This window comes from Sporofaciens sp. JLR.KK001, assembly GCF_036941055.1.
In the GTDB taxonomy this organism is placed as follows: Bacteria; Bacillota; Clostridia; order Lachnospirales; family Lachnospiraceae; genus Sporofaciens.
This window is the reverse complement of sequence record NZ_JAYMNO010000001.1, coordinates 4270001-4296202: the sequence shown is the minus strand read 5'-3', so window position 1 is coordinate 4296202 and position 26202 is coordinate 4270001. Positions and strand designations below refer to the sequence as shown.

The window sequence follows — 26202 nt, the reverse complement described above, 5'->3', positions numbered from 1 at the left end:
TGTCGCTCTCCACCTTCTGATTTCGATTTTGCCTATCAACTAAAAAAATCGAAATTGGAGGAATTACCCATGAAAGAAATTAACTTGCGGGACTATTACCCGTTTTATACGAAAGATACTGTTGTTGAAGTGCCGGACGAGGTGGCCGACCTGCTCCGGGAATATAAATTAAGCGAGGCGGCCCATTTCCTGCGTACATATCGGCATAAGGCATATTTTTCTCTGGACTATGACAAGAATGTTGAACGGGACGCCCTTGTGATTATGCTGGCACCGGAAGATGTCTTGGTCCAGGAGGAAGAACATGCGAGGCTCTACCGGGCTATTTCCCTGTTGCCTGAAAAGCAGCGAAACCGGATATGCTCGCACTATCTGCTTGGCATGAGCCTTTCGGAAATTGCCAAAAGCGAACACTCGGCGGTAAGCTCCGTGCATGAAGGAATCCAGCGCGGGCTCCGACGCCTGAAAAAAATTCTGGAAGAAATTTAATCCTGCCCCCGAAAATAACCCTCAAAAATGAAATGAATAATAGAGGGACATATTTATCCGGCGGGACAAGCCTGGCGGGTGTGGCCGTACAGCATATGCTCCGGCCCGCCCCAACTGAAAAACTGTCATAACTGCCACGCCCCTCGCTTGCTCCTTGACAACCGAATACACGCTGTTACAGGTACTTCATTCTGTGTTCCGAGCGGCAGATGGGGCGGCGCGGTGACAGGCGGCCTAAGGAGGTGATGAATCCAGGCTGTCCGAGCGGTAAACGCAACCCACGAAACCGGCTGTGGCAGGCCGGACGCGACAACGGCACAGATCATAATGGTACTTCCTCACGGCTCCCTAAAGACTTGGGGAGAGTTCCTGCGGCGTGCGCCTGCTCTGGCAAAGCGGCGGCGTATGCGGGGCTATGATGCGGCAACGCTATCCGCAGCCTGTAACAGCCCTGCCCTGTTCGTTCAGGGCCTGCCGGGGGGCGTGGCAAATACGGCAGCTGATCGAAATCAGATACAATGGGCCGGGTCTGTGAGTGTATGAGCGCAGGCCCGACTTATTCATGTGGTTTCGATAGCCAGAAATTTTCAGGAAGGAGTTGGTATTATGGAAAATACGGTTGTTGCCGGCAGAACCGGCGCACTGGTGGACATCCGGGAGGTTGCCGTTGATAAGGAGCTTTCCCGTGAGGAACGGATCGCCGAATTTGTACGGCAGATCAAAGACCCTTACCGCTTCAAATGCGGGCGGTTCACCGTACAGGCCAGCTTTGCCGCAGGCGGCGCCACCCTGGAAGAATGTATCAAGGGAATCTTACGGTGAGCCGGATTATTTTAGGAAAAGGGCTGACTTTCCCGCAGGGTCGTGGTACAATAGAAATTGGAAAAGGAATTGAATACGGCACAGCCACACTTCTTGGATTGCGGGGATTTTTCTGCGCAACGAAAGGAGTGTTTTTTTATGCAGGTTTACAAAGCCATTAAGTACATCCGTCTTTCTTATACCGATGATAAGACGGTGGAAAGCGACAGCGTCGCCAACCAGCGGCGGCTGATCGATGATTACATTGCCCGGCACCCGGAGATTGAAGTCGTGGCGGAAAAGATTGACGACGGTTACAGCGGGGTTCTCTTTGACCGCCCGGCATTCCAGGAAATGATGCGGATGATCGAGCAGGGTGAGGCCAACTGTGTGATCGTCAAGGACCTCTCCCGCCTGGGGCGTGAGTACATAGAGACCGGACGCTATATGCGCCGGGTATTTCCCGCCTACGGCGTCCGCTTTATCGCCATCAATGATAACGTGGACACAGAGAATGACGCTGCCGACGATCTCACGGTTTCGGTAAAAAACATTATGAACGAGGCATACAGCCGGGACATTTCCGTTAAGACCCGGAGCGCCCTGGATGTGAAACGGCGCAGCGGTGATTTTGTGGGTGCGTTTCCCATCTACGGATATATAAAAGCCGGTGATAAGCACAAGAGCCTGGAAATTGACGAATACGCCGCTAACGTGGTGCGGGATATTTTCAGAAAGCGGCTGGAGGGGTTCAGCGCTTCCCATATTGCGGACGAACTGAACCGCATGGGCATTCTCTCACCGCTGGCTTATAAGCGCAACAATGGGATGCCCCACGCCAAAGGCGGCTATACGGACCGTAAAGATTGTAAATGGTCTGCCACAACGATCATCCGCATTTTGCAGGATGAAACCTATACCGGAACGCTGGTACAGGGAAAACAGACCACGCCCCACTTCAAGCTGAAAGAACGTGAGGACAGACCTTCCTCTGAATGGGTCCGTGTAGAGGGTACCCATGAGGCGATCATCCAGAAACATGATTTTGACCTAGTGCAGCGCCTCCGCAGGATTGATACCCGGACATCTCCAAAATCGGATAAAGTCTACCTGTTCTCCGGCATTTTGATCTGCGGCTGCTGCGGCTGCCGTATGACGCGCAAGACCAACCGCTATAAGGATAAGGAATACCACTACTACTATTGTCCTACCGGCAAAAAGAACGGGTGTAAATCTTCTGTCATGTTGAAAGAGTCCGACCTGATCGAGTGCGTGCAGGGCAGCCTGAAAGGGCATATTGAAAATGTGGCTTCCCTGGATGCGCTGCTGTCCAGTATCAGCCAGGAGCGGATCAACCGGGAACTGGCCCAGGAATACGCCGGGCAGATCAAAGCAAATGAGAAACGTATGGCGCAGGTTGAGGGTTTCAAGGCAAAACTCTATGAAAACCTGGTGAGCGGGATTCTCACCAAAGAAGAATTCCTCTCCTATAAGCGGAAATACAATGCAGATATTGAACTGCTGCAGAAAGCGGTTGCCGAGTGGAACGAAAAGCTGACGGACGTACTGGAGAACCGCAGCGAGCGGAACCGCTGGATCAACCACTTTATGCAATTCTCCACAATGGAGGAAATTGACCGGAGGGCGGTCATGCAGCTTATCCGCAGCATACGGGTAATGGGGAAAGACGAGCTGCACATTGAATTTAATTACCAGGATGAATACCAGAAAGCGGTTTCCCTGGCGGAACAGATTGCCGTACAAGGCAAAGAAAGGAAGGTGGGCTAAATGGCAAGAAAGAGCAGGAAACAGAGGTTGGCTCCCATGCCGGCGCCGTCCTTATATGTGCATGTGGCGCTCTATATCCGCCTTTCTGTGGAGGATAATAAAAAGCGGGGCTGTTCGGTGGAAAACCAAAAGCTGGTGCTGAATGATTTCCTTGCGGACAAACCGGATTTCGTTGTCTATGATACCTATATCGACAATGGAGCGACAGGTACAAACTTCCACCGCCCCGGTTTCCAACAGATGCTTTCCGATATTGAGGCGGGCCATATTGACTGTGTGATTGTCAAGGACCTCTCCCGGTTGGGGCGGAATTCCATTGATACCGGTTATTATATCGAACAGTATTTCCATACCCACAATGTCCGTTTTATTGCGGTCACGGACCAGTTTGACACGGCAGACCCCGGCAGCCTCCACAGCGGTATTATGCTTCCCCTGAAAAATATGATAAACGAGGCTTACGCATTGGACATTGGCAGGAAGATCAAGGCCCAGGCAAGGCAGGCCATGAAAGACGGCGATTATATCGGCGCACGGGCGCCCTACGGCTACCGCAAAGACCCGGACAACTGCCATAAACTGCTGATCGATGAAGATACCGCCCCTGTTGTGAGGCAGATTTTTGAGTGGGCGCATGGGCATGTGGCGCTGAACCGTATCGTCCGCAACCTGAATGAAATGGGGATCACAGCGCCCAGCCATTACAAAAAATCCACCGGAGAGATCACCAGCCCTGGCCTGATCGGGAGCGGGAAATGGCAGACACGCACCGTAATGAAGATTCTGGAAAGCGAGGTCTACACCGGCGATCTGGTACAGGGAAAGACAAAGATCGTGGACCATCAGCAGGTTAAGGCCGGGGAGGACAACCTGATTATTGCAAGACGCACCCATGAACCAATCATCAGTTATGAGCTCTTTACAGCGGTGCAGGAATACCGGAAACAAATCTGTGAGGAAAGCCGGGCGGTCCCAAAGCGGCCCTACACCCCAAACATTTTCAAGGGGAAGGTGTTCTGTGCCGACTGCGGCAGGAGCCTCCACCGGCAGCGCGCCGAGCGCAAGAAAGGGCCGGACGTATACTGGTTCCACTGCCTCACCAACAGCCGTGTGGCAAAGGATAGCTGTAAAGGCGTGATGATGCAGGAAACGGAGCTTATCGCCACGGTCACAGCTATTCTGGAAAAAGAGCTGTCTGTTGCCCTGGGAATGTCCCTCCCCCTCTTTCAGCTGGAGGCAAAACAGAAAAAGGACAAAGACAGGCTGAAAACCCAGATGTCGGCCAGGCGGCAGGAAACCGAAAAGAAACGCCGGCTGATCCGCGGACTGTATGAGAACTTCGTCCAGGGTATCTTAACAAACGAGGAATACTTTGAGCTGAAAGCGGATTATGAGGAATCCATCCGTACACTGTCCGGCGAGATTGAGGCGCTTGAAAAAGATATGGACGCCCTGGACAGCCGGCTTGTGCGCTACCGGGCAATGGAAAAGGATGCGAAATCGCTGACACAAGACCATGCGCTTACGGCAGAACTGATTGACCGGCTGATTGAGCGGATCGAAATCGACCATGAGCGGAATATCCATGTAACTTTCCGCTTCAAGAGTGAATTCCAGGGAAAGGCGGTGGAACCATGCACAAAAAATATGTGATCGCCCTTTATATCCGTCTGTCCGTGGAGGACTTTAAGACCGAGAGTTTGAGTATTCCCAACCAAAAGCTGATCCTCCGGGAAAAGGCCATGTCGCTGCCGGAATGGGATAACGGCGAAGTGCTGGAATTTGTTGATAACGGCCATACGGGTACGAATTTTGAGCGCCCTGCGGTACAGGAGCTTTTGACGATGGTCCAGGCCGGGAAGATCGACTGTATCATCGTAAAAGACCTCTCCCGGTTTGGCCGTAACAGCATTGAGACCGGCTATTTCATTGAGCGGGTGTTCCCGCTCTACCATACCCGGTTTATCTCAGTCAGTGATGATTTTGACACCGCCAATTTCAAAGGAGATACCGGAGGGATTGACGTTGCCTTTAAGTATCTTATCAGCGAATGTTACAGCCGGGATATGTCCATGAAAACGAAAAGCGCCAAATATGCAAAGATGCGCCGGGGCGAGTACCAAAGCGTTATCTGTCCCTATGGCTACCGCAAGAGCGCAGACGGGCGCATGGAGCCGGACGAGGACGTTGCAGGGATTGTACGGCAGATATTTGAATGGGCGGCTGACGGCAATACGGCAGCCGAGATCACGCGGAAACTGTATGCCATGAATATCCCCACCCCTGGGGAATACCGGAGGGATAAAGGGAAAGACCATTATAATGTGTCCAGGACACACGGCGTCTGGAGCAGCTCAACGGTCCTGCGGATGCTGGAGGACCAGCGGTATATCGGCACATATGTGATCGGCAAGCGTAAGGTACAGGAAATCGGCAGCCGCCGCATGAAGCTAAAGGATGAAAGCGAATGGTTCAAAATACCGGACCACCACCCGGCAATCGTAAGCATGGAGCTGTTTGAGAAAGCCAACGCTTCGATCAGGCGTTTCTCCCTTCCGAATAAAAAACGGCGCGACTACCTTCTCCGTGGGAAAGTATTCTGCGGCTGCTGCGACCATGCTATGTCACTTAGAAATGGAACGTGGTTTTACTGCCGTCACTCCGAAGTGGCAGAAACCCTTCCCTGCCATGGGGTAAGGGTGAAAATGGCTGATCTGGAGCAGGCGGTCCTTGAAACAATCCGGGCACAGATGTGTCCGGCGCTGGGGATTGACAGCAGCAAGGATAAGCTGAATTTGCAGACGGTCCAGCAGGCCGAGCACGAAGAAAAGCTGCGCTCTATCCAAGACAGCAAACGGCAGCTTTATGAACAATATGCACTTGGAGAGATTGACCTGGAAACCTACCAGGAGCGCAAGGCGGTATATGATGCGGAACTGGTGCAGGCAAGGAATGTCCATGCCGCCATTACCACACAGACCAAGCAGATACAGCGCGATTATGAAGCAAAGCTGAAACAGCGTGAGATAGTTCAGGAAGTAGGCAGCGCCGACACACTGACGCAAGCCCTGATTGACAGGCTTATCAGTAAGGTCTATATCTTTCCGGGAGACCGGATCGAGATTGAATATGTGACACAGGATTTCTTAGGAATAAGCGAACCAGGAAAGGAGGCGTGAGCCATGAATACCGTATTAAGTAGCTACGGGCAGCTATGCGGCTGCCCGGAAATCCTCAAAAAAAGTTGTAAATTTTTTTGTCGTGGGCTTGACATACGGGTGCCGAAGATCGTGAATCCTGATCGGCTTCAAGTCTATCCTGCTACAGATGTTTTTTAACGAAATACCGAGCCATTCAAGAGATTTGTGAAAAAGTCGATGGCCAGGATTCAACCCGTATATTTTTTCTGAATACGTTTGGATCTCATTTAAAAGAAATTCAGGAACTTCTATAGTGCGACGGCTCTTTGGTGTCTTGGGCGGTTGTGTGGTATACTCACCATTTACATAGACCAGTGTCTTATTGATGTCTATTGTCTTTTGGTCGAAATCTATATCATTGAGAGTAAGAGCCAGAAGCTCGCCCTTGCGCATGCCAGTATAAAAGAGTATTTCGAAAGCAGTATAAAGTTCAATGCGATCTTGAATATAGTCTGAGAATACTTTATATTCGTCAGGCGTCCAAAAGTCTACCTTGCTCTTCTCGGACTTGCATATCTGTGATTTAACAGGACTTTGAGATAGTCCGAGATAATCTATAGCATACTTAAAAATCATCTTCAAATAAATATTTATCTGCCGTGTGTGAGATGCTGACAGGTTCTTATTCAATAGTTCGTTCTGCCATTCTACAATATCAGCCGGCGTGATCTCCGATACAATCTTATCTCTAAAAAAGGGCAGTATATGAGATTCTATAACAACACGCTGAATCTTTAAAGTCGAAGCCCTGACACGGTTCTCTTTAAATTTCAGATATTTACTGTACAGTGCATCAAAGGTAATATCCGGACTCTTTGCGAATTGCTCTAAGAATAGCCGTTCCCATTCCTTCGCTTCGCGCTGCAGCTTAAAGCCGCGCTTGAGCTTCTGCCGCTTCTGTCCCTGCCAGTCTGTGTAGTAAAATTTGCAGTACCATGTATTCGTCTTTTCGTCCTTATATGCCGGCATTCTATCATCTTCCTTTCATCTGTGCGCGTGGTGGCGGTTTTGAAATGAAAGGATAGTATTTGACATATTTGAAGAGATTGACTATAATATACTTAACAAGGGAGCCGATGACTAGAACACACCTAGCCGCCGGTAAAAGAATTTACTACAGATTGTAGCGCCTTAGTTTACCAGACGGGGGCGCTACTTTTTGCGTATGCAATAAATAACAAGGGTTATTACAGCGCAAAGCATAATTACAAACTGGATTAAATCAGAGTATGTAACCATAGCATCAGCCTCCTTCCTTAAGTGTCCGGCGGCTGGCATAATCACCCCATCGGTTCCCTGGGTAAGCATATTATGTTGTCAATGTGCATTCGTCCTGCAGGACGGCCGGAACTGACACCCATTTGGGGGTGAGTGGTTTTCGTCTCTTGGTACGAATTGCGCCGGCGCAAATGGCCAGGGACAAATGGCCCTCAATAACCACGCCCAAATGGGTTTGGTTGCCCCCGATCGGAGTGGCCCACGCTGCCGATTGGGCTGAGGGGAATCTTCCCCCGTGGGGGATTTCGCCTTTTGGGGCGAATACTATTCAATATCGTTTCTTTTGCTCTTTAGAAAATCAGCAAAGTTTTTTATTTCTGTTAATTCTGATTCAGAAAATTCGGAACTATCAAAATAAATTGATGATTTTTTAGGTCTGGGACTATGAAAATCAACAGTATTAATTTTATCTTCAATTACAGATTGTTTTGAAATAAGGTCTTGCATCTCTTTTACAATGTCTGAAACTTCTCGATGTTCAGTGATATTACTAAAGCGATCTATAAGCTTGTCAATTTCAGTTTCAATTTCCAAGTCTTCATCACGCCACCCCATTAGGTAAGAGGGTAGAACCTCAAATATATCAGACAATTTTTCTATAATATCTGAATTTGGTTCGCGTTTACCATTCTCCCAATTATAAACCGCATTTTGTGAAACGTTTAAAAGATCAGCGAGTTTTTTTTGAGTCATGTTATTTTGAATTCTTAATTCTTTGATTTTTTGTGCGACATTTGCCACGATAACACCCCCATGCCCCTATAATAGCAAAATGGTGTATTTTTTTCAATTCGATATTGACATAATAGCATAACGGTGTTAAGATTGCAATATAAAACACCGAAATGGTGTTATGTGGAGGTGAGACAATGACAATCAACGACAACAAGTTTGATATCGCACTTGCCAATAGTGGTTTATCAATCAGTGAAGCTGCTGAGCGTGCGAATATCAGTAGACAACGTTTCTGTATGATTCTTAACCAGAAGCGAGTTACCCCACAGGCGGCGGGGAAAATAGCCAAGGCTCTTGGCGTAGACGTAACTGAAATTATTGAATAAGATCGTGTGGTGGCGGTTTTGAGATGGAAGGAGGCTTTTACATGTCACAGGAAGAATTTAAGTCAATGATGGATGAGTTAGTAGCACAGGAAGAGGAACGCCTGGGAGTGGGAAGCGAGGACTTCCTGAAACGTCACCGGGAGATCATGGAGCTGATCGGCGCCGCTGAGAGGTATCAGGAAGAAAGGAGGCAGAGAGTGGAGAGGCAATTCATAGGAGCGAAGGAGGTAGCGGAGATTTTAGGAGTATCAGAAAGTAAAGCATATTCTGTAATTAGAGATCTTAACAAGGAGCTGAAGGAGAGAGGCTACATAACCGTCCAAGGGAAAGTCAGCAGGGTATTCTTCCAAGAACGGTGCTACGGGGTGGAGGTGAGCCGTTGACAGAGAGTATGAAAGATTGGGCGCTGCAGTATGCCGGTATGGGTTTTGCGGTATTCCCGATCAAGCCAAGGGATAAGACCCCGCTTACAAGCCATGGTTTTAAAGACGCAACAACCAATAAGGATATGATTTCTTCTTGGTGGGACAAGTACCCGGACGCAAATATAGCGGTTGCCACGGGCAGCAGATCGGGCGGCCTGGTAGTGATTGATCTAGATAGGAGGGAAGACAAGGGAATTGACGGATATGAAACGCTGATAGACTGGCAGAAGGAGCACGGCAATTTACCGGATACATGGCAAAGCATTACAGGCGGTGGCGGATATCATTTATTCTATAGAGATTCTGCAATCAATCGGAGCAGGGCAAAGCTATATCCTGGTGTGGATGTCCGTGGTGAAGATGGTTATGTGGTTGTGCCGCCGAGTATACATAGCAGCGGAAACTGTTATACCTGGGAGATCGGCCCCGGTGACGGCGTAGGGATTACCCAGGCAGATAATACAGTAATGGATTTTCTGATGGGTTCCGTTCCAGAGGAAAAAGAGCAGCATCGTTTTAAGATGGCAAATACCATACCAGAAGGAGAGCGGCATAAGGCATTGATCGCCCTGATTGGTTCGGAGAAGGCTAGAGGGATAGGAAATGATGCAATCAGGCAGACAGTGCGCTCAGAAAATCAAGAGAAATGTATACCGCCATTGACAGATATTGAACTGGAAAAGGAGATTTTCCCGGCATTAACCAGAGATTGGAAGGTTGAGTCGCCATATTATAAAAAAGATAAAGCTGTATTAGACAACGGGAAGACGCGAACGCTTAAAGAAACGCCGGGACTAGCTGTTATATGTCTGTCTGACATAGAGGAAAAAGAAATAGAGTGGATATGGAAGCCCCGGATCCCCAAGGCTAAAATAATCCTTATTCAAGGTGCACCTGGATGCAGTAAAACGACTCTTGTTTGTAGGTTTATTGCAGATCTGACGCAAGGGAAGCCGATTCTAGGGCTAGATGATGGTAATGAAAACCCATTCAGACCGAGACAACCGCTTAATGTGTTATATCAAATTACGGAGGATGATTTTGCGGATACAATTATAAAACGGTTGAGGGTAGCCGGTGCGGATATGAGCAGGGTATTTAATATTGATGAGCGGGAGAACCCGCTTACATTTGATGATCCGAGGATAGAGCAGGCTATAAAGGAATGGAATATAGACGTTGCGGTATTTGATCCGGTTATGTCTTATGTCGGGAAAGACACTCAATTAAATATGGGAAATTCAGTTAGGGCAATCATGAACCCGATCATAACATTAGGGCAAGAAACCGGATGTACATTTATAGTTGTAGCACATACATCTAAGCAGACCAGCGCAGAAGCAATAAACAGGCTGATAGGTTCTATTGATTTCATATCTTCGGCAAGAAGTGTCTTGACGGTCGGGAGAAATCCGAACTGTGAAGAACAGAAAGCACTTGCACATACAAAGGCAAATGCGGGACCGCTTGCACAGACCATACTATATACGCTTGATTATGATGATGGGTTAGTGAAGTTTGCAGGGTATAGCGATCTTACAGATAATGAAATCATTGCACCGAAAGAGCCAAAGAAGCGCGCAACGCCTGCAGCCGATGAAGCGAAAGATTTCTTACTGGATATTTTAAAAGATGGTTATGCCACATCCAAGGAAGTAAATGAAGCTGCAAAAGCAGCAGGTATAAGTATAGGCACGTTGCAAAAGGCAAAAGACGCATTGAAAATCAGAACCAAGCATTATAAAGGTGATCCCAGGCTTTTGTATTGGTGGCTATTACCAGGCAGAGAAGTACCTGAGCGCCTGAGACAATATGGAGAGACTGAAAAGGTGGAAAGAAGTGAGTAAATATCTATATATTTTAACCTTTTCACAATATTGAAAAGGTGTGTATTTGGTTGAAAAGGTAAAAAAGAGTTGAAGTACCTTTTCCGTATCGGTTTTACCTTTTCAAAGTTTGAAAAGGTGTACAAGCCTTGAAAATAAAGGATTTCTTTCACCTTTTCAATGTTACCAGATTATATCAAGAAGAAAGGAGAATAAAATTGAGAAGATTATTTATAGTTGATTACAGAGAGAACGGAGTCTCGAAGCACCAGTGTTTCGAGACAAGTGTAGTAGGACCCGCGACAGATGCGGCGATCGTGACGGCTTGCCACGTTCATGTAGGTATGCATAACGATCTGGATAGTGTAACTAAGGTCTTTGCGGATATGAGTGCGAAGGAGTTGGAAGAGATTGCACTTACACCGAAGATCCTCTTTCTGCCGAGTCGTCACCTGTACGTGAATGTCGAAGAAGTAAAGCGTTGCGCACAATTATTAAGGGAGGCATAGAAGATCATGATAGCAGGACAAGGACAGGTATTAGTCGATGATATGAACCGGATCGCTGACGCTCTGGAGCGGGTCGCGGACAATCTGGAAGCATTAACTGAGTGTGTCGGGTTCCAAACACCGACACCGTACATGAAGGAAGGATATCACTTCTTGCGCATTGATGGATATGTTGAAACTGATAACTAAAAGAAAAGCCCCATAGGTACGCCAATACCTACAGGGCAGCACACAGCCGGAGCCATGCCAAAAACCACTTACATAGTAGCATGAAGTTCCGGCAGAAGGGAAGAGATTTTATGAAGAAAAAGAAAACTTTAAACGGGGATATTCACATATTGACTCATGGTGCGTGTGGGTGTGATATTCCCTTTGATCAGATCCGCTGTATCACGGATGCGGTAAAGGGATATTATCATCAGAGTGCACCGGATTTCTGGATGTGGAAGATGTTTCAATTTGGTTATGCTTACGGTAAACGTGAAGAGCGTGCCAGGAGAAAACCTCATGAGCGTTAAGATCAGGATCTCATTCACTGAGGATGAAGAGCTTGCCGGAGTGATCCGGCTTCTCTCTCCGGCGCTAAAGTCCTGTAAGGTGTCCAGGAAGAAGGAAGGGAAGCACCGGAACGCTTACGCCGATCTACACCAAGGGTTCCAAAACGACGAATCAGGAGAGGGTGCAGAATGAGGGCGCAGGGGCGCGCCTGGGATACTCGGAAATACTCGGATTTATTGTAGTACATATACTAAGAAATACTAAGGTAAAAACCTTGTATTCATCAGCTTAAAACGCAGTAAGCCGGGCAATTTAAAGGTAACGTTACTAATCATTGAATGGTAACGTTACCTTTCCGTTTGGGGGCTTCTGAATCCTTAGAAAAAGTAGTTGCTGCCTATTGTTCTATCTGATATAATAGCTATAGAGTAAATAGATCATGAGTACCGCACCGGTTTTCTCCTACTGTCGCCGGTGTAAGCCTTCCGAGGCGTGGGAATGATTACAGACGGATTAGTCTGCAGTTGTTCCCGCGCCTTTTTCTATTTGCTCTCAGATAAGCCGACCGGGCGCAAAACGGGGAAAGGAATCAGATATGGAGAGTAACCAGAACATGACAACGACAACCCAACAGGAAGGAACGCAGCAGACTGCGGGGACAGCTCAGCAGGCCGATCAGGGGCAGCAGTCAGAAAAGCTATTTACCCAGGCAGATGTTGACCGGATTGTTGGAAACCGCTTAGCACGCATGAAACAAGACCTGGAAACTTCCGACACTTACAGGCGGGAGCGTGACGAAGCACGGCGGGAACTGGAAAATTATAAAAATAGCGCTTTCCTGAAAGAAAAAGGCGTAAAGGCTGATGATATGGATTATGTCAGCTTCAAGGCTTCACAATTGATAGACGATAAGACAGACTTTAGACAGGCAGCGGAGAAGTTCCTGAAGGATAACCCGCGCTTTACTGGTGTAGGCTATAGGGTAATCTCAACAGGGAAAGCTGACGGCGGATCCGGCAATAGCGGAGCTGAAGACGCAGCGATCAGGAAAGCCATGGGATTGAAAGGATGATTAATACATGGCGATTGAATTAGCTGAAAAATATTTACCTTATGTGGATGAGATTTTCACCACAGAAAGCAAGAAGCACTTAGTGACGAATCAAGACTTTTCTTTTGAGGGCGCGCATAGCGTCAAGGTCTATAAGATAAGCACCGGGAAGATGAATAACTATGGTCGTAATTATTTTACGGATCCACAGAATAAAAGATGGTCTCACTATGGTGAGATTGAAACATTGAACGCTACTACAGAAAGATTTGCCCTTAGCCGGGATAGGTCTTTCACATTTGAGATTGACGCACTGGACGAAGATGAAACGGTGGGCAACCTTGAGGCATCCAGCGCATTAGCGCGGCAAGTCCGTGAAGTGGTAATTCCGGAGGTTGATACGCATGTATACGGGAAGATGTGCGCGGGTGCAGGTATCAAACCGGATGCGATCGAGCTGACCGAAACGAATATCTATGATGAGATCATCAAGGCTGGCAAGGAGTTGGATAATGCGGAAGTGCCTGAGACAGGGCGCGTTCTGGTAATCACGCCGGATACTTATTACCTGATGAAGAAGTGCAAAGATATCGTAATGGAGACTGACATAGGCGAGAACATGAGGTTAAAAGGAGTGATTGCGAACCTGGACGGTGCGAACGTGCAGAGGATTCCGGCTAACAGGCTGCCGGAGGGCTTCGGGTTTATGCTTGTGCATCCATGTGCAACAGTAGCGCCTACCAAATTAGCAAATTATAAGATTCATGATAATCCCCCTGGAATCAGCGGATCATTGGTAGAGGGGCGCATTGTGTATGATGCGTTCGTCCTAGAGAATAAAGCGAAAGCTATCTATTACCAGGCAACCACACCGGCAGCAGAATAGAGCAGCAATTAACCAGTAATTTGATAAAGTGTCCCGGGATTTCATTCCTCCGATTGTCCGGGGCATTTTGAATAGGGGGGGAGGCGGTCAGATGGATAATGAACAGTTGGTTGCGCGGATCCGGGCCGGTGAGGATGTGTCGAAGCATATGCTTCAGCTCTACAACCAGAACAAAGGTTTTCTTGCGAAGATGGCGAAGCGGTACCAGGGATTTGCCGAGATGGAGGACTTGCTTCAGGAGGGCTATATAGGCCTGTCTGAGGCTGTCAGCCACTATGACGCCGATCAGGGTTCATCCTTCCTCCATTATGCTGCCTTCTGGATCCGGCAGAGTATGAGCCGGTATGTAGACAACTGCGGCAGTGTGGTCCGTATCCCGGTACAGGCCAGGGGCGAGATCCGCGAGTATAACAGAGTGGTCAGGGAATACCGGAAGTATTACGGTGAATGGCCGTCAGATTGCGCCCTGTGCCGTTTTCTAGGCGTTACCCGGGAGAAACTACAGGAGATCAGGAAAAGTGTCCAGATCGGGCAGATGCGAAGCCTGAGCGAGGTGTTAGGCGGGGACGGGGAGGAGTTCACGCTTGAAGATAGCATAGCATCAGATCAAGACCTGGAAGGGGACGCGATCAGGGAGGCGGATACTGCTGCCATGAAGCGTGAATTATGGATTGCTGTTGACCGTCTGCCGGGGAATCTTCCGGAAGTGATTAAGAAGCGGTTTTTGGATGGCCGGACATTAAAAGAGATTAGTCAGGAATGGGGCGTCACTTATAGCAAAGTCCATGATATACAGAATAAGGCGCTGAGAACGCTCAGACAGCCGGGAATCTCACGGAAGTACCGCAGATACTATGAAGAGTATATATCTGCAGAATGCTGCTATCATGTAGGCGTAGAGTCATTCCAAAGAACATGGACAAGTGAAGTAGAACGGGAGGTGTTAGGATGGATCCAATGAAGAATCACGAAGGGTACCACGACCCGACAGCCTGCAGAGCGGTCCGGAACGCTGCCAGAAGGACCAGGAGAGGGAAGGACAGAGCGTCACAATCCCTTACTTACAGATTGGGAGAGATCCGGATGTTTCAGGAATGTGCACAGGAGTGTGCACAGCGCCAGTTGTGATACTAAAATGATACTAAAATAGTATACAGTGTAAGTAATGTGGATAGAATTAAACGAATATCACTATGGAAAAGACAGAAAAAACCTGTTATAATGGTAAGAAATCTAGGTGTGATAGTATGCCTATAACATAAGATTCAAGATTAGAAAAGGTGATACGAATGCTGATAGAGATTGATTTTAACAGCGATGAGGCGATCTATGTCCAGCTTCAGAACCAGATCATCATGGGCATAGCCATGAATCTGATCCGGGAGGGAGATTCCCTGCCGTCGGTGAGACAGCTTGCCGATACGGTCGGCATTAATATGCATACGGTCAACAAGGCATACGCGATACTTAAGCAGGAAGGGTTTATTCAGCTTGACAGAAGAAGGGGTGCGGTGATCGCCATTGATATGGATAAGGCGAGGGCGCTCCTGGAGATGAGAGAGCAGCTTCAGGTGCTGCTGGCGAGAGGCAGATGTAAGAACATTTCCAAAGAAGAAGTTCACGCTCTGGTGGACGAGATATATGAAGAGTATAGATAATAACAGACAGGAAAGGAAACTACATTCATGAAGTATACGGAACAGGCAAATGAAGTAATCAAGATTGCAAGGAGCACTGCAAGGAAGCTTAAGCATCCTTATGTAGGGACGGAGCATCTGCTTCTAGGATTGCGGGAGGTCTATACCGGTGTCGCGGGACAGGTGCTGGGGATGAACGGCGTCAATGAAGAGAGTATCCGCAAGGTAGTGGATGAACTGGTATCGCCCCTTGGAACCGTCGAGGTGGCGCATCAGCCGGAGACCAGCCCAAGGCTTGAATACATTCTGGAAGAAAGTAAGACAGAGGCGCTTCATTTCCGTTCAGACAGGATCGGGACAGAACACATGCTTCTGGCTCTCCTGCGGGATGCGGACTGTGTGGCGACCCGTATATTGCTGACACTTAATATCAATGTTCAGAAGTTATATCAGGATATTTTCGCGGTTCTTGGAGGAGATCCCAAGGATTATCAGGAGGAGATCCTGCAGGGCGGAGGAAGGCGCAGAGAAGGCGGCGTGCTGGAGCAGTACGGCACAGATCTGACGGCTCAGGCGGAAGAGGGCAGGCTTGATCCAGTCATTGGAAGAGAGGCCGAGATCAACCGGTTGATCCAGGTATTAAGCCGCAGGACGAAGAACAATCCGTGTTTGGTGGGAGAGCCGGGCGTTGGGAAGACGGCGGTGATAGAGGGGCTGGCGGCTCAGATAGCGGCAGGCATTGTTCCGGATGGGATGAAGGATAAGCGTATCCTGACCCTTGATCTGGCGGGGATGATCGCCGGTTCGAAGTACAGGGGCGAGTTTGAGGAGAGGATGAAGCGGATGATCCAGGAGGTGAAGTCTGCGGGGAATGTGATCTTATTCCTGGACGAGGTGCACACCATCATCGGCGCGGGAGGCGCGGAAGGCGCCATCAACGCCTCTAACATTCTGAAGCCATCCCTGGCAAGAGGCGAGATGCAGCTGATCGGTGCGACGACGATCGGGGAATACCGCAAGTATCTGGAGAAGGATGCGGCATTGGAGCGCAGGTTCCAGCCGATCACGGTGGAGGAGCCGACAGAGGAGCATTGTCTGGATATCCTGCAGGGACTTAAGAAGCGGTATGAGGACCATCATCATGTAGAGATCGAGGAAGAAGCGCTGGAGGCTGCCGTTAAGCTGGCAAGCCGTTATGTGAACGACCGTTTCCTGCCGGATAAGGCCATCGATGTGCTGGATGAGGCCTGTTCGAAGGTCAGTCTCCGGGGATTCAAGGTTCCGGAGAGCGTGATGGAGTTTGAGAAGACGATCGCCGAACTTACGGATGAATTAGAAGATGCGATCCGGGAAGGCGACATTCCGGAGGCGTCCAGGATCCGCAAGGAACAGGAGGCTGTGGAGAAGCGGCTGGAGCAGGTGCGGAAGCGTTTTGAACGGAAGAACGCAGACCGGAAGGTGGCGGTAATAGAAGAAGATATCGCAGAGGTAGTGTCGCAGTGGACGAAGATACCGGTCCAGAAGCTGGCAGAGTCGGAGAGTGCAAGGCTTAATAAGCTTGAGAAGGTGCTGCACCAGAGGGTGATCGGCCAGGAAGAAGCGGTTACTGCGGTGGCGAAGGCGATCAAGAGGGGACGGGTAGGTCTTAAGGACCCCAAGCGCCCGATCGGGTCATTTCTGTTCCTTGGACCTACCGGTGTGGGTAAGACAGAGCTGTCCAAGGCTCTGGCGGAGGCTCTCTTTGGCAATGAAGAGTCCATGATCCGGGTAGATATGTCCGAGTATATGGAGAAGCACAGCGTTGCCAAGATGATCGGGGCGCCTCCGGGATATATCGGCCATGACGACGGCGGACAGTTAAGTGAGCGAGTGCGGCGCAGACCTTATTCGGTCGTGTTGTTTGACGAGATAGAGAAGGCGCATCCGGATGTGTTCAATATCCTGCTCCAGGTATTGGATGACGGGCATATCACGGATTCCCAGGGGCGGAAGGTGGATTTTCGCAATACGGTGATCATTATGACCTCCAACGCAGGGGCGCAGACCATCATTGATCCAAAGAAGTTAGGCTTCAATGTCAAGGAGGATGCGGCAGGCGATTATAAACGGATGAAGGGGAATGTAATGAAGGAGATCCGTCTGATCTTCCGTCCGGAGTTCCTGAACAGAATAGACGAGATCCTGGTATTCCATCCGCTGAATGCGGATCAGATGAAGCGGATCGTAGGCCTGTTATGCAGAGAATTTGAGAAGCGTGCAGAAGATCAGCTTGGAATACGTCTTACGATCAGGGATTCTGTGAAGAAGCACATCGTAGAGACAGGGACGGATCAGAAGTACGGTGCGCGTCCGCTAAGGAGAGCGGTCCAGAATCAACTGGAGGACGGACTTGCGGAGGCGATCTTAAGCGGCGAGGTCACGAGAGATTCAGAAGTAGTTATCGGGCTGTCTAAAAAAGAAATAAAATTTACCCCAAAGACTACAAATTAGACAGAATATGAGATATAATAGGGGTACAAAAGAAGAACCTCAGGAGGAGAGATCAATATGGCAGCAGTGAAAGAATTATTAAAAACTGAAGCAGATGGAACCCTTAGTTTTGGCGATTATACTCTTGGAAGCAAGACAAAACTTGACGGATTCGAATTTCAGGGAGATATATATAAGGTGAAGACTTTTGCTGAGATTACGAAGCTTGAGAAGAACGGCATGTTCGTATATGAGTCTGTTCCAGGTACCGCTGTTGAGAATTTCAAGGCAGATGAAGACACCGTGTCGTTCAAGGTGTCCGGTACGAAGGATGCACAGTTTACCCTGGAGCTTGAGGCGGACAGCGAGTACAAGGTGTATATGGACGATGTGAATGTTGGGGATATGAAGACGAACTTGAGTGGGAAGCTGAGTGTCAGCGCGGAGCTTGAGGGGGACCGGAGCGTAGCGGTCAGAGTAGTTAGAAAATAATCTGGATGTAGAAAGAGGGGCTGCATGAGCGGCCTCTTTTTATGCCGAATAGGAGGATAAGCATGGCAAAATCAAAGAAAAGCGTATATTTCTGCCAGAATTGCGGGCATGAAGAGAGCAAGTGGCTGGGTCAGTGTCCGGCGTGTAAGGAGTGGAATACATTCGTGGAGGAGAAGGCGGCGCCCGCCGCGTCCAGATCAGTCAAAGAACGGCGGGAGGTCCAGGTCGTAACCCTCTCAAGTGTGGAGACGGATGAAGACGACCGGATGCTCACCGGGATCGAAGAGTTGGACAGGGTGCTTGGAGGCGGGATCGTGAAGGGATCCCTGGTACTGGTCGGCGGCGACCCGGGGATCGGCAAGTCCACATTGCTTCTGCAGGTCTGCCAACGTCTGTCGGCAGCCGGAAGGAAGCTTCTATATATATCCGGAGAGGAGTCGTTAAAGCAGATCAAGCTTCGCGCCAACCGTATGGGCGAGTTCACGGAGAATCTGTATCTCTTATGTGAGACGAGCCTTGATGTCATCAGGGGGATCATCGAGCAGCAGAAGCCGGATATGGTGGTGATCGATTCCATCCAGACGATGTACAACGAAGAAGTCGCCTCTGCGCCGGGAAGCGTGACCCAGGTACGGGAGTCTACGAATATATTTATGCAGCTTGCCAAGGGCTTCAATATCTCTATCTTTATCGTCGGACATGTAACCAAGGAAGGAACGGTGGCAGGCCCAAGAGTCTTAGAGCATATGGTGGATACGGTGCTGTATTTTGAAGGGGACCGCCATGCTTCCTACCGGATCTTGCGGGGGGTGAAGAACCGTTTCGGTTCAACCAATGAGATCGGAGTATTTGAGATGCGCAAAGAAGGACTTGCAGAGGTGAAGAACCCGTCGGAATTCATGCTGAGCGGCAAGCCGGAGCACGCATCCGGTTCCGTGGTCGCCTGTGCGATGGAGGGTACCAGGCCGATGCTCATGGAGATCCAGGCGCTGGTCTGCAAGAGTAACTTCGGGATGCCGAGAAGAACGGCGGCGGGGCTTGACTATAACAGGGTCAATCTCCTGATGGCGGTGCTGGAGAAGCGCTTAGGGCTGCCCCTGTCAAGCTATGACGCCTATGTGAATATCGCCGGCGGGATCCGCCTTAATGAACCGGCGGCGGATCTTGGGATCGTGATGGCGATTGCTTCCAGCTACAAGAACCGGCCGATCGCGGAGGATGTGATCGTATTTGGCGAGGTGGGCTTAAGCGGCGAGGTGCGTGCCGTCACCATGCCGGAGCAGCGGGTAGCGGAGGCAAAGAAGCTGGGATTCAAGACCTGCGTGCTCCCCGAGGTGTCGGTAAAGGCGGTGGGGAAGGTTGACGGAGTTACGGTTATCGGCGTGAAAAGCGTCGGAGAAGCGATCAGCGCCGGTCTATAAACTGAGCGTCAGATTACATCGGCCGTGAGTATAATAATAAATAACAATGGAGATAAGAAATGATACATATAGCAATCTGCGATGATGAGCGTTCGTTTGTCGATTCACTGACAGAATTGATCAGACAGTATGCTCTGGAGAAGAGTGAAGAGATCAAGATTACAACATATTACGACGGACTGGAGCTGGTTGAAAAATACGATGCCACCATCGACTTGATCTTCCTGGATATCCAGATGAAGCTGGTAGACGGCTTAAGGACGGCGAAGCGGCTCCGCGAGCTGGATGAGAAGGTGGGGATTATCTTCCTTACCACACTGACTCAGCACGGTCTGGAAGGATATAAGTACCAGGCCTTGGATTATATTATCAAACCGATCCGGTACGCGAGGCTTAGATCGGAGCTTGACAGATTCCTTTCCCGCCGCAGCAGGGAAGAGAGTCCGTATATCGTGGTGAATAATGATTCGGGGAAGTACAAGATCATGCTGAACAGTCTCCGCTATGTAGAGACATTCAACCGGAATCTGTTGTTTCATACGGAGCAGGAGAATATCATCTGTTACAGGAGCATGAAGAAGGCGGCGCAGGAACTAATTCCCCATGGATTCGTGCGGTGCCACAGCAGTTATCTGGTCAACCTGTTCTATGTGAAAGGTGTCAGGAAGCTTGAGATCACGCTGGTCACCGGAGAAGTTCTTCCAATCAGCCAGCCCAAACGCAAGGAAGTCATGGAGCAATTGACGGATTACTGGGGGGATATGCTATGATACGATTGTTGGATGGGATATCGTTTCTGCTGAACTGGGGCAATGCATTCGTGGTCTTCCTGATGCTCCGGGATTTCCTGCCGCCCCGGGGCCGGACACGGATGCCGTGATTTCCGCGAATCCGGTCATCTTTATTGGTTCGGCGCTGTTCGCATTTATGACGGTAATGATATCCTGTCTGCTTCCGGCGCGTCTGGCGGGGAAGGTATCGCCCATAGAGGCGCTCAGATATACAGATGTTGATTCCGGTATCAGACGAAAGGATAAGAAGAGTGAGAAGGGCGCGTCTCTGACCGGAATGGCATGGTCGAACCTGTGGCGGAACAGGAAGAGGACCATACTGGTGATTCTGTCCCTGACCTTAGGGTTGGTGCTGATGAGTTTCTTTTATGCGAAGAACGTGAGCTTTGATATGGAGAAATATCTGTTAGAGCTTGCAGCGGCGGATTATCAGATTGATGATGCGACGAATGAACGTGTCGGCGGTTATGACCCGAACAGCCGGACGATCAGTGACGGTCTGATTAGGGATATCTCGGCGCTTGAAGGGCTTAAGGGAACCGGACGGCTGTACTCCAGAGAAGTGAGTATGCCGCTGAGCGTTCAGGCATGTGAGAATTACCAGGTATTTTACACGGAGGAAGAATTGGAGAACTACGCTTCCTTTGACCCCACATTTCCCAAATGGAAGGAAAACTTCGACCATGTGATGAACGGCGGGGAAGCGATTCATACCGTCTACGGGGCGGACGGCATGATCCTTGAAGCGGCAGCCGGCAAGGATTATATTCTGGCGGGAGAGTATGATGCAGAAAGATTCGCAGGCGGAGACTATGTCCTTGCCATCGGACCTTCGCTCGAAGCGCCGGAAGAGGTTCTTCCGACGTATTCCGTCGGAGAGAAGATTCAGATTGAGAACCGGGAATTCACAGTTATGGCGGTACTGAATCCGCTGCAGCCGATGGTGGAGGGATCGCACCCGATATTTGAGGTTCCTTTGGTTATGCCGGCAAAGGTCTTCACAGAGCTCTGGCCGGGAAGCAATCTGAGAAAATTTTATTTTGACGTGGATGACGGCAACATGGAGAATGCGGCAGAGCTTCTGCAGGCATATCAGCAGACGGAGAGCGCCGATATGAATATTGTATCGCGGAAAACGATGGAGGAACAGTATGAGGCAGAGACGAGATCGAAGGCTGTGATGGGCTATTCCGTCAGTATCGTGATTGCACTGGTGGGGATCCTGAATTATATCAACAGCATGGTGACGGCGATCATTTCACGGAAAAAGGAATTCGCCATGATCCAGAGTGTGGGTATGACGAAACGGCAGCTTCGAAGGATGTTAGCCTTTGAAGGACTCTATTATGTCGTGCTCACGCTGCTCATCGCATATATCCTGAGCACAGTGACCGTAGGTGTGCTCGTGCGTGCGCTGGTCGCCGGCGGATACGCAACCTTCCGGTTTACGCTGATGCCGCTTGTGGGATGTACGCCGGTGTTGATCTTGCTTGCATTTGTGATTCCGTATATCTGTTTCCGGAAGCTTGAGAAGCAGAGTGTTGTGGAGAGGCTTCGGACAGCGGAATAGATTATGACGACAGGAGGTTGACCAGACCTATGAATATCGTATTTGATGTAGATGATACCATGTACGATCTGATGGAGCCGTTCAGGATGGCTCATGAGAGATACTTTGCAGACCGGACTATGGCAGATTGTGCCGGACTTTTTGATCAGTCCAGAATATATTCGGATGTGATTCTGGAACAGGAGAGGCAGGGCATTGTCAGAAGTGAAGATGCTTTCTTCCGAAGGATACAGAGGACTTATCAGGATGCAGGAATCGATGTTACCCGGGAAGAAAGTGACAGATTTGAACAGGAATACCGGTATTGGCAGAGCAGGATCCGTATGTTCGGTTTTATGAAGGATATTCTGGATTATTGCAGGAAGGAGCGGATTCCAATGGCGGTCCTGACCAATGGGAACAGTGAAGGGCAGCGCAAGAAGACCAGCGCCTTGGGATTGAACCGCTGGATAGAAGAGGACAGGATCTTTGTTAGGGGAGAGATTGGGTATCATAAACCCGATATCCGTGCATTCCGTGCAGTAGAAGAGAGGACCGGATTTGGGCCGAGGGATACCTGGTATGTAGGGGACAGCTATGAATCTGACGTGGAGGGTGCCAGCCGTGCAGGCTGGCACACCGTATGGCTGAACCACAGGAAGCGTCCTTGTCCGTCTCCGAACAGTCTGGCAGAGGTCGAAGTAAAGGAGGGGAGGGAGCTTTTAGGAAGGTTACGCGGCAGATTTTAGATGGTATTTCAGTCCCCGAAAATATATTCGGGGATTGTATGTATAAAGAGGATGTGCTATACTTCGAACTAAGAATTCTAAGAGACGTTCGTCTTTTATATTCTGACCGGCAATTCGCCGGAGAGTTATCCAAGGTTATGAATGAATGCAGAGTTATTACAGAATTAACTGCAGGTTGAGTTATATTGCTCAAGATACTACCTTTTATAGAAGTCTGTTTCATGGTATGATGATAAGCAGCAAGGGGAATTCTTCTCAATCTGATACTGTAATACTGTGCAGAAGAAAGGAGAATTTCTATGATGAAAACAATGATTTACACACCAAATGAAACGCAGACGGAATACAATCTGGCAGGTTCATTGTCCGGCATAAATGAAGTACAGCCGCAGGAAGATTTTATAATGCATCCTACAATTGATGTATGTTTTGCCGGCTTGATGGATAATCCTACTGTGCGGAAGGGCTTTTGCGCCGCCGTGATGCGGGTGAAGCCAGAAGAGATTGAAGAGACAGAGCTTCTTCCCACACATCTTCACCGTGAATATGCAGATGATAAGCTTGGTATCCTGGATGTGCGGGTACGTTTAAAGAACGGAATACAGATCAACATGGAGATGCAGGTGAAGAAGTATCCGTTCTGGGATGAACGCGCATTATTCTATCTAAGCAAGATGTTTACGGAGCAGCTGAGGGAAGGAGAAGCTTACGGCAGACTGAAAAAGTCTATCCAGGTCAGTATACTGGATTTCATTCTGTTTCCGGATGATGCCAGGTATTACCGCACGATGCATTTTCGGGATGATGAGACAGGAAAGCTCTATAATGATAAGATGGAATTACAGATTCTTGAGCTTAAGAAACTGCCGGGAGAGATTCAGGCAGGAGAGGATATCGCGAACTGGATGCGTTTCTTTAATGGGAAGAACCGAAAGGAGTTTGAGGATATGGCACGAGTAGATGAATATCTGGACGAGGCATATGAGGCATTAAAGAGATTGAGCGCAGATGATGAGAAGCGGTTGGAATATGAGGCGCGGGCAAAGGTCCTGAGAGATCATATCAACATGCTGGAGGGCATTAAAGAGGAAGGGTTGGAAGAAGGGAGAAAAGAGGGGTTAGAAGAAGGGAGAAAAGAAGGGAGAAAAGAAGGGTTGGAAGAAGGGAGAAAAGAAGGAATTCAAATGGTTGTTCGGGCAGTCGGCTTACATGTACAAGGTATGACGGATGAGGAGATTGCTCGTCAATGTAATATATCCAAGGAAGAAGTAAAGGGAATCTTAGCTTTATACAAGATACAAGGCGACTTCTTTTGATTTTATTGAATATGGCTCAAAGGGTACTTACTGCATGAAATTGCGCATTGTCCGGTTTCCCATTGCTGATGGGGTTTACGAATGCGTTGTCACAAACTTGCCAAGAGATGAATTCCCGCTGGAACGCATCCAGAAGCTGTATTTTTCCCGCTGGGGGATTGAAACATCCTTTCGTAAGTTGAAATATACGGTCGGTCTCAGTAATTTCCATACCTATAAGTCGGAATATGTGAAACAGGAAATCTGGGCAAGAATGGTTACATACAACCTCACGGAGACTCTGGTGAACCATACAGTGATTGAAAAGCGGGAAACCAAGCACAGCTATAAAATAAATTTCAGCTCCGCAGTTCATATCTGTAGATCGTTCCTCCGTCCGGCAACGGAAGAAAACCAATCAATGTGACAGCCCTGCTGCAAAAAGAGTTGATACCCATACGGAACGGGCGGCAATATCCAAGATTGAAAACCGCACATTTCCGAAGACCCCGATATTTTATATACCGGGCAGCTTAAGATAACTGTCACAATAACATAATACACTATTTTCAGACAGATTACATCTGTCTTAGAGTCATACTCTAAAATATTCTAATTATATCATTTTGTCCGATAATGTCAGAAATCTCCCATAAATCATAGAAATGATAACTTCACATGTCAAATGCCGGGGTGATTCAAGGCTACTAACTAAATGACATTGGGGTGTGAATCAATGTCATTTACTTAACTTCTAATAATAATGTGATCTGTTGTTTTCGACCAGATTTTCTATCAACTTAAGAAAAAGAGGGGGGATTTCTATTCCCAAATGCAGATGGAATGCTGTAAAATGGGGAGTACTCCCGATTTTGTGGTGCAATGTATGGATTTATGGCAATAGAAAGACATAACAACAAGACGAATTTATGAAATTAAAAAAATCATTTTCATTCGTCTCATTTTGAGGTATATTTAGTATGTTTAGCTCTGTTTTTGTTAGTTTCGATAACAGAAGCTGATTGGAAGTTTGAACCTTGCTTGGCGTGCGAAGGTTCGCCCGGGCCTGACCGGTAGGATATTCTGAGCGATCAGGCCCTCCACGTCTAATGTTGTTGTCCCATCATGTATTCTCAAAAAGTCCCGGCATGTTTTGATTGCTTCCGAATAGTTAACCTGATATACATGTTTCGTCTTTTTTTCAGGGAGCTCTACTGCCATAGCTATTTCCGAGCAAAAATTATACAGGATTGCCCTTGCCCATACTTCCTGTACAATGTATTCATATTTTTTGGAATGAAATGCTTTGAGACACAATGGGTATTTCAGGTCACGGAAAGAAGTTTCCTCATTCCATCTTAGGTGGTACAAGTCCTTGAAATCATCGATATCGAAATCAAGATCCGGAAGATTTGTGATCAGATTTTCGTAACAGCCCTCCGATAATTCAATCCTGATGATGCGCAGGGACAGTCTGTATTCGGGATGGTCCTGTGTAATATAATCCATAGGGACATCCTGGCACACAAACCGGTATTGTTCTTCCAGTTCAGGATGAAGCCGTTTTTTCTTAGAATGTGATCTGGATAAAATACGGTCCACATGATAATCAAGCTGCCTGACGCCATTTAAAGGAACCCCCAGAATTTTTTCCGTCTTGGCATCGGTACAGCGTATGAGAAAGAACTGCCCATTTTCAATTACATGTGCAAAAGCGTTATAAGAGGCATAGCCTCTGTCACACAAATAAATGACAGGGGTATCTGCTTCGGAACGGTCAACCATCTGGCAGAATGCGCTGTATTCATTGCGTTTCCGGGAAGGCTGGATGAAGAGATCCGTAAACTTTTTGTCCAGAACAGAAAAGAAAGCATTGATATGGATTTGGTTAAATCCTCTGGTGGACTTTCCATTTGGTTCAAAGAAAGTATCCGGATCATCCGGATTCCTGAAAATATCGGCCGCAGAACCATCACAAGCGACTAAG

Annotated in this window: 29 protein-coding genes (1 of these 29 running past the window's edge); 26 read left to right on the top strand and 3 right to left on the bottom strand. The window is 48.4% G+C overall.

Going from position 1 to position 26202, the window contains the following annotated elements; genetic code table 11:
• Nucleotides 1-69: 69 nt before the first annotated feature.
• The 6 genes from VSQ62_RS21780 (at nt 70) to VSQ62_RS21755 (ending at nt 6257) form a co-directional block, all read left to right on the top strand.
• Complete coding sequence (locus VSQ62_RS21780; RefSeq protein ID WP_004055986.1) at nt 70-489, top strand: sigma-70 family RNA polymerase sigma factor; 420 nt, start codon at nt 70-72, stop codon at nt 487-489.
• Between the two features lie 245 nt (nt 490-734).
• Nucleotides 735-908 (top strand): hypothetical protein, encoded by a 174-nt coding sequence (locus VSQ62_RS21775; RefSeq protein ID WP_334636877.1) that lies wholly within the window; start codon nt 735-737, stop codon nt 906-908.
• A 187-nt stretch (nt 909-1095) separates the two neighbouring features.
• A complete protein-coding gene (locus VSQ62_RS21770) occupies nt 1096-1311 on the top strand; it encodes a DUF6870 family protein (RefSeq protein ID WP_004083374.1) in 216 nt (71 codons plus the stop codon).
• Between the two features lie 138 nt (nt 1312-1449).
• Nucleotides 1450-3078, top strand: a complete 1629-nt coding sequence (locus VSQ62_RS21765; protein WP_334636876.1) for a recombinase family protein — start codon at nt 1450-1452, stop codon at nt 3076-3078.
• Nucleotides 3079-4731 (top strand): recombinase family protein, encoded by a 1653-nt coding sequence (locus VSQ62_RS21760; RefSeq protein ID WP_160275144.1) that lies wholly within the window; start codon nt 3079-3081, stop codon nt 4729-4731. It begins immediately after the preceding gene.
• Nucleotides 4713-6257, top strand: coding sequence for a recombinase family protein (locus tag VSQ62_RS21755; protein ID WP_334636874.1), 1545 nt, complete (start codon nt 4713-4715; stop codon nt 6255-6257). Before VSQ62_RS21760 ends, VSQ62_RS21755 begins: the two co-directional genes overlap by 19 nt.
• Before the next feature lie 33 nt (nt 6258-6290).
• Here VSQ62_RS21755 and VSQ62_RS21750 read toward each other — a convergent pair whose 3' ends face one another.
• Together VSQ62_RS21750 and VSQ62_RS21745 are read right to left on the bottom strand one after the other, a co-directional pair.
• Nucleotides 6291-7247: a site-specific integrase gene (locus VSQ62_RS21750; protein WP_334636873.1), complete on the bottom strand. Its 957-nt coding sequence runs from the start codon at nt 7245-7247 to the stop codon at nt 6291-6293.
• Nucleotides 7248-7820: 573 nt separating this feature from the next.
• Nucleotides 7821-8297, bottom strand: a complete 477-nt coding sequence (locus tag VSQ62_RS21745) for a helix-turn-helix domain-containing protein (RefSeq protein ID WP_334636872.1) — start codon at nt 8295-8297, stop codon at nt 7821-7823.
• A 128-nt stretch (nt 8298-8425) separates the two neighbouring features.
• Here VSQ62_RS21745 and VSQ62_RS21740 point away from each other — a divergent pair, with 128 nt between their 5' ends.
• From VSQ62_RS21740 to VSQ62_RS21645, 20 genes are all read left to right on the top strand, one after another.
• A complete protein-coding gene (locus VSQ62_RS21740; protein WP_334636870.1) occupies nt 8426-8617 on the top strand; it encodes a helix-turn-helix domain-containing protein in 192 nt (63 codons plus the stop codon).
• A 41-nt stretch (nt 8618-8658) separates the two neighbouring features.
• Nucleotides 8659-9000 (top strand): hypothetical protein, encoded by a 342-nt coding sequence (locus VSQ62_RS21735; RefSeq protein WP_334636869.1) that lies wholly within the window; start codon nt 8659-8661, stop codon nt 8998-9000.
• On the top strand, nt 8997-10889 hold the full coding sequence (locus tag VSQ62_RS21730) for a bifunctional DNA primase/polymerase (protein WP_334636868.1): 1893 nt from the start codon (nt 8997-8999) through the stop codon (nt 10887-10889). The genes VSQ62_RS21735 and VSQ62_RS21730 overlap by 4 nt, the downstream gene beginning before the upstream one ends.
• Before the next feature lie 197 nt (nt 10890-11086).
• The gene (locus VSQ62_RS21725) at nt 11087-11377 is read left to right on the top strand and encodes a hypothetical protein (RefSeq protein WP_334636867.1); all 291 of its coding nucleotides are present in this window, start codon (nt 11087-11089) and stop codon (nt 11375-11377) included.
• A gap of 6 nt (nt 11378-11383) precedes the next feature.
• On the top strand, nt 11384-11566 hold the full coding sequence (locus tag VSQ62_RS21720; RefSeq protein ID WP_334634797.1) for a hypothetical protein: 183 nt from the start codon (nt 11384-11386) through the stop codon (nt 11564-11566).
• Between the two features lie 110 nt (nt 11567-11676).
• Nucleotides 11677-11895 (top strand): hypothetical protein, encoded by a 219-nt coding sequence (locus VSQ62_RS21715; protein WP_334634799.1) that lies wholly within the window; start codon nt 11677-11679, stop codon nt 11893-11895.
• On the top strand, nt 11885-12067 hold the full coding sequence (locus VSQ62_RS21710) for a hypothetical protein (RefSeq protein ID WP_334634801.1): 183 nt from the start codon (nt 11885-11887) through the stop codon (nt 12065-12067). The genes VSQ62_RS21715 and VSQ62_RS21710 overlap by 11 nt, the downstream gene beginning before the upstream one ends.
• 403 nt (nt 12068-12470) lie before the next feature.
• A complete protein-coding gene (locus VSQ62_RS21705; protein ID WP_334634803.1) occupies nt 12471-12947 on the top strand; it encodes a hypothetical protein in 477 nt (158 codons plus the stop codon).
• A 7-nt stretch (nt 12948-12954) separates the two neighbouring features.
• Nucleotides 12955-13812: a hypothetical protein gene (locus VSQ62_RS21700; protein WP_334636866.1), complete on the top strand. Its 858-nt coding sequence runs from the start codon at nt 12955-12957 to the stop codon at nt 13810-13812.
• A 91-nt stretch (nt 13813-13903) separates the two neighbouring features.
• On the top strand, nt 13904-14773 hold the full coding sequence (locus tag VSQ62_RS21695; protein ID WP_334636865.1) for a sigma-70 family RNA polymerase sigma factor: 870 nt from the start codon (nt 13904-13906) through the stop codon (nt 14771-14773).
• Nucleotides 14761-14940 (top strand): hypothetical protein, encoded by a 180-nt coding sequence (locus tag VSQ62_RS21690; RefSeq protein WP_334636864.1) that lies wholly within the window; start codon nt 14761-14763, stop codon nt 14938-14940. Before VSQ62_RS21695 ends, VSQ62_RS21690 begins: the two co-directional genes overlap by 13 nt.
• A 161-nt stretch (nt 14941-15101) precedes the next feature.
• Nucleotides 15102-15470, top strand: a complete 369-nt coding sequence (locus VSQ62_RS21685) for a GntR family transcriptional regulator (RefSeq protein ID WP_334636863.1) — start codon at nt 15102-15104, stop codon at nt 15468-15470.
• Nucleotides 15471-15497: 27 nt separating this feature from the next.
• The gene (locus VSQ62_RS21680; protein ID WP_334636862.1) at nt 15498-17939 is read left to right on the top strand and encodes an ATP-dependent Clp protease ATP-binding subunit; all 2442 of its coding nucleotides are present in this window, start codon (nt 15498-15500) and stop codon (nt 17937-17939) included.
• A 57-nt stretch (nt 17940-17996) separates the two neighbouring features.
• Complete coding sequence (locus tag VSQ62_RS21675) at nt 17997-18410, top strand: endosialidase (RefSeq protein ID WP_334636860.1); 414 nt, start codon at nt 17997-17999, stop codon at nt 18408-18410.
• A 62-nt stretch (nt 18411-18472) separates the two neighbouring features.
• Nucleotides 18473-19831, top strand: coding sequence for a DNA repair protein RadA (gene radA / locus VSQ62_RS21670; protein WP_334636859.1), 1359 nt, complete (start codon nt 18473-18475; stop codon nt 19829-19831).
• 59 nt (nt 19832-19890) lie between these two features.
• A complete protein-coding gene (locus VSQ62_RS21665) occupies nt 19891-20601 on the top strand; it encodes a LytR/AlgR family response regulator transcription factor (protein ID WP_334636858.1) in 711 nt (236 codons plus the stop codon).
• 106 nt (nt 20602-20707) lie between these two features.
• The gene (locus VSQ62_RS21660) at nt 20708-22192 is read left to right on the top strand and encodes an ABC transporter permease (protein ID WP_334636857.1); all 1485 of its coding nucleotides are present in this window, start codon (nt 20708-20710) and stop codon (nt 22190-22192) included.
• 29 nt (nt 22193-22221) lie between these two features.
• The gene (locus VSQ62_RS21655; RefSeq protein WP_334636856.1) at nt 22222-22920 is read left to right on the top strand and encodes an HAD family hydrolase; all 699 of its coding nucleotides are present in this window, start codon (nt 22222-22224) and stop codon (nt 22918-22920) included.
• 299 nt (nt 22921-23219) lie between these two features.
• Nucleotides 23220-24236 (top strand): Rpn family recombination-promoting nuclease/putative transposase, encoded by a 1017-nt coding sequence (locus VSQ62_RS21650; protein WP_334636855.1) that lies wholly within the window; start codon nt 23220-23222, stop codon nt 24234-24236.
• 34 nt (nt 24237-24270) lie between these two features.
• The gene (locus tag VSQ62_RS21645) at nt 24271-24642 is read left to right on the top strand and encodes a transposase (protein WP_334636854.1); all 372 of its coding nucleotides are present in this window, start codon (nt 24271-24273) and stop codon (nt 24640-24642) included.
• Between the two features lie 572 nt (nt 24643-25214).
• On the opposite strand, the gene VSQ62_RS21640 is transcribed toward VSQ62_RS21645, so the two are convergent.
• Nucleotides 25215-26202 carry the 3' portion of an IS4 family transposase gene (locus VSQ62_RS21640; RefSeq protein WP_334635976.1) on the bottom strand. It continues 326 nt past the right edge of the window, so the window shows 988 of its 1314 coding nt (coding positions 327-1314); its start codon lies beyond the right edge, outside the window; the stop codon is at nt 25215-25217.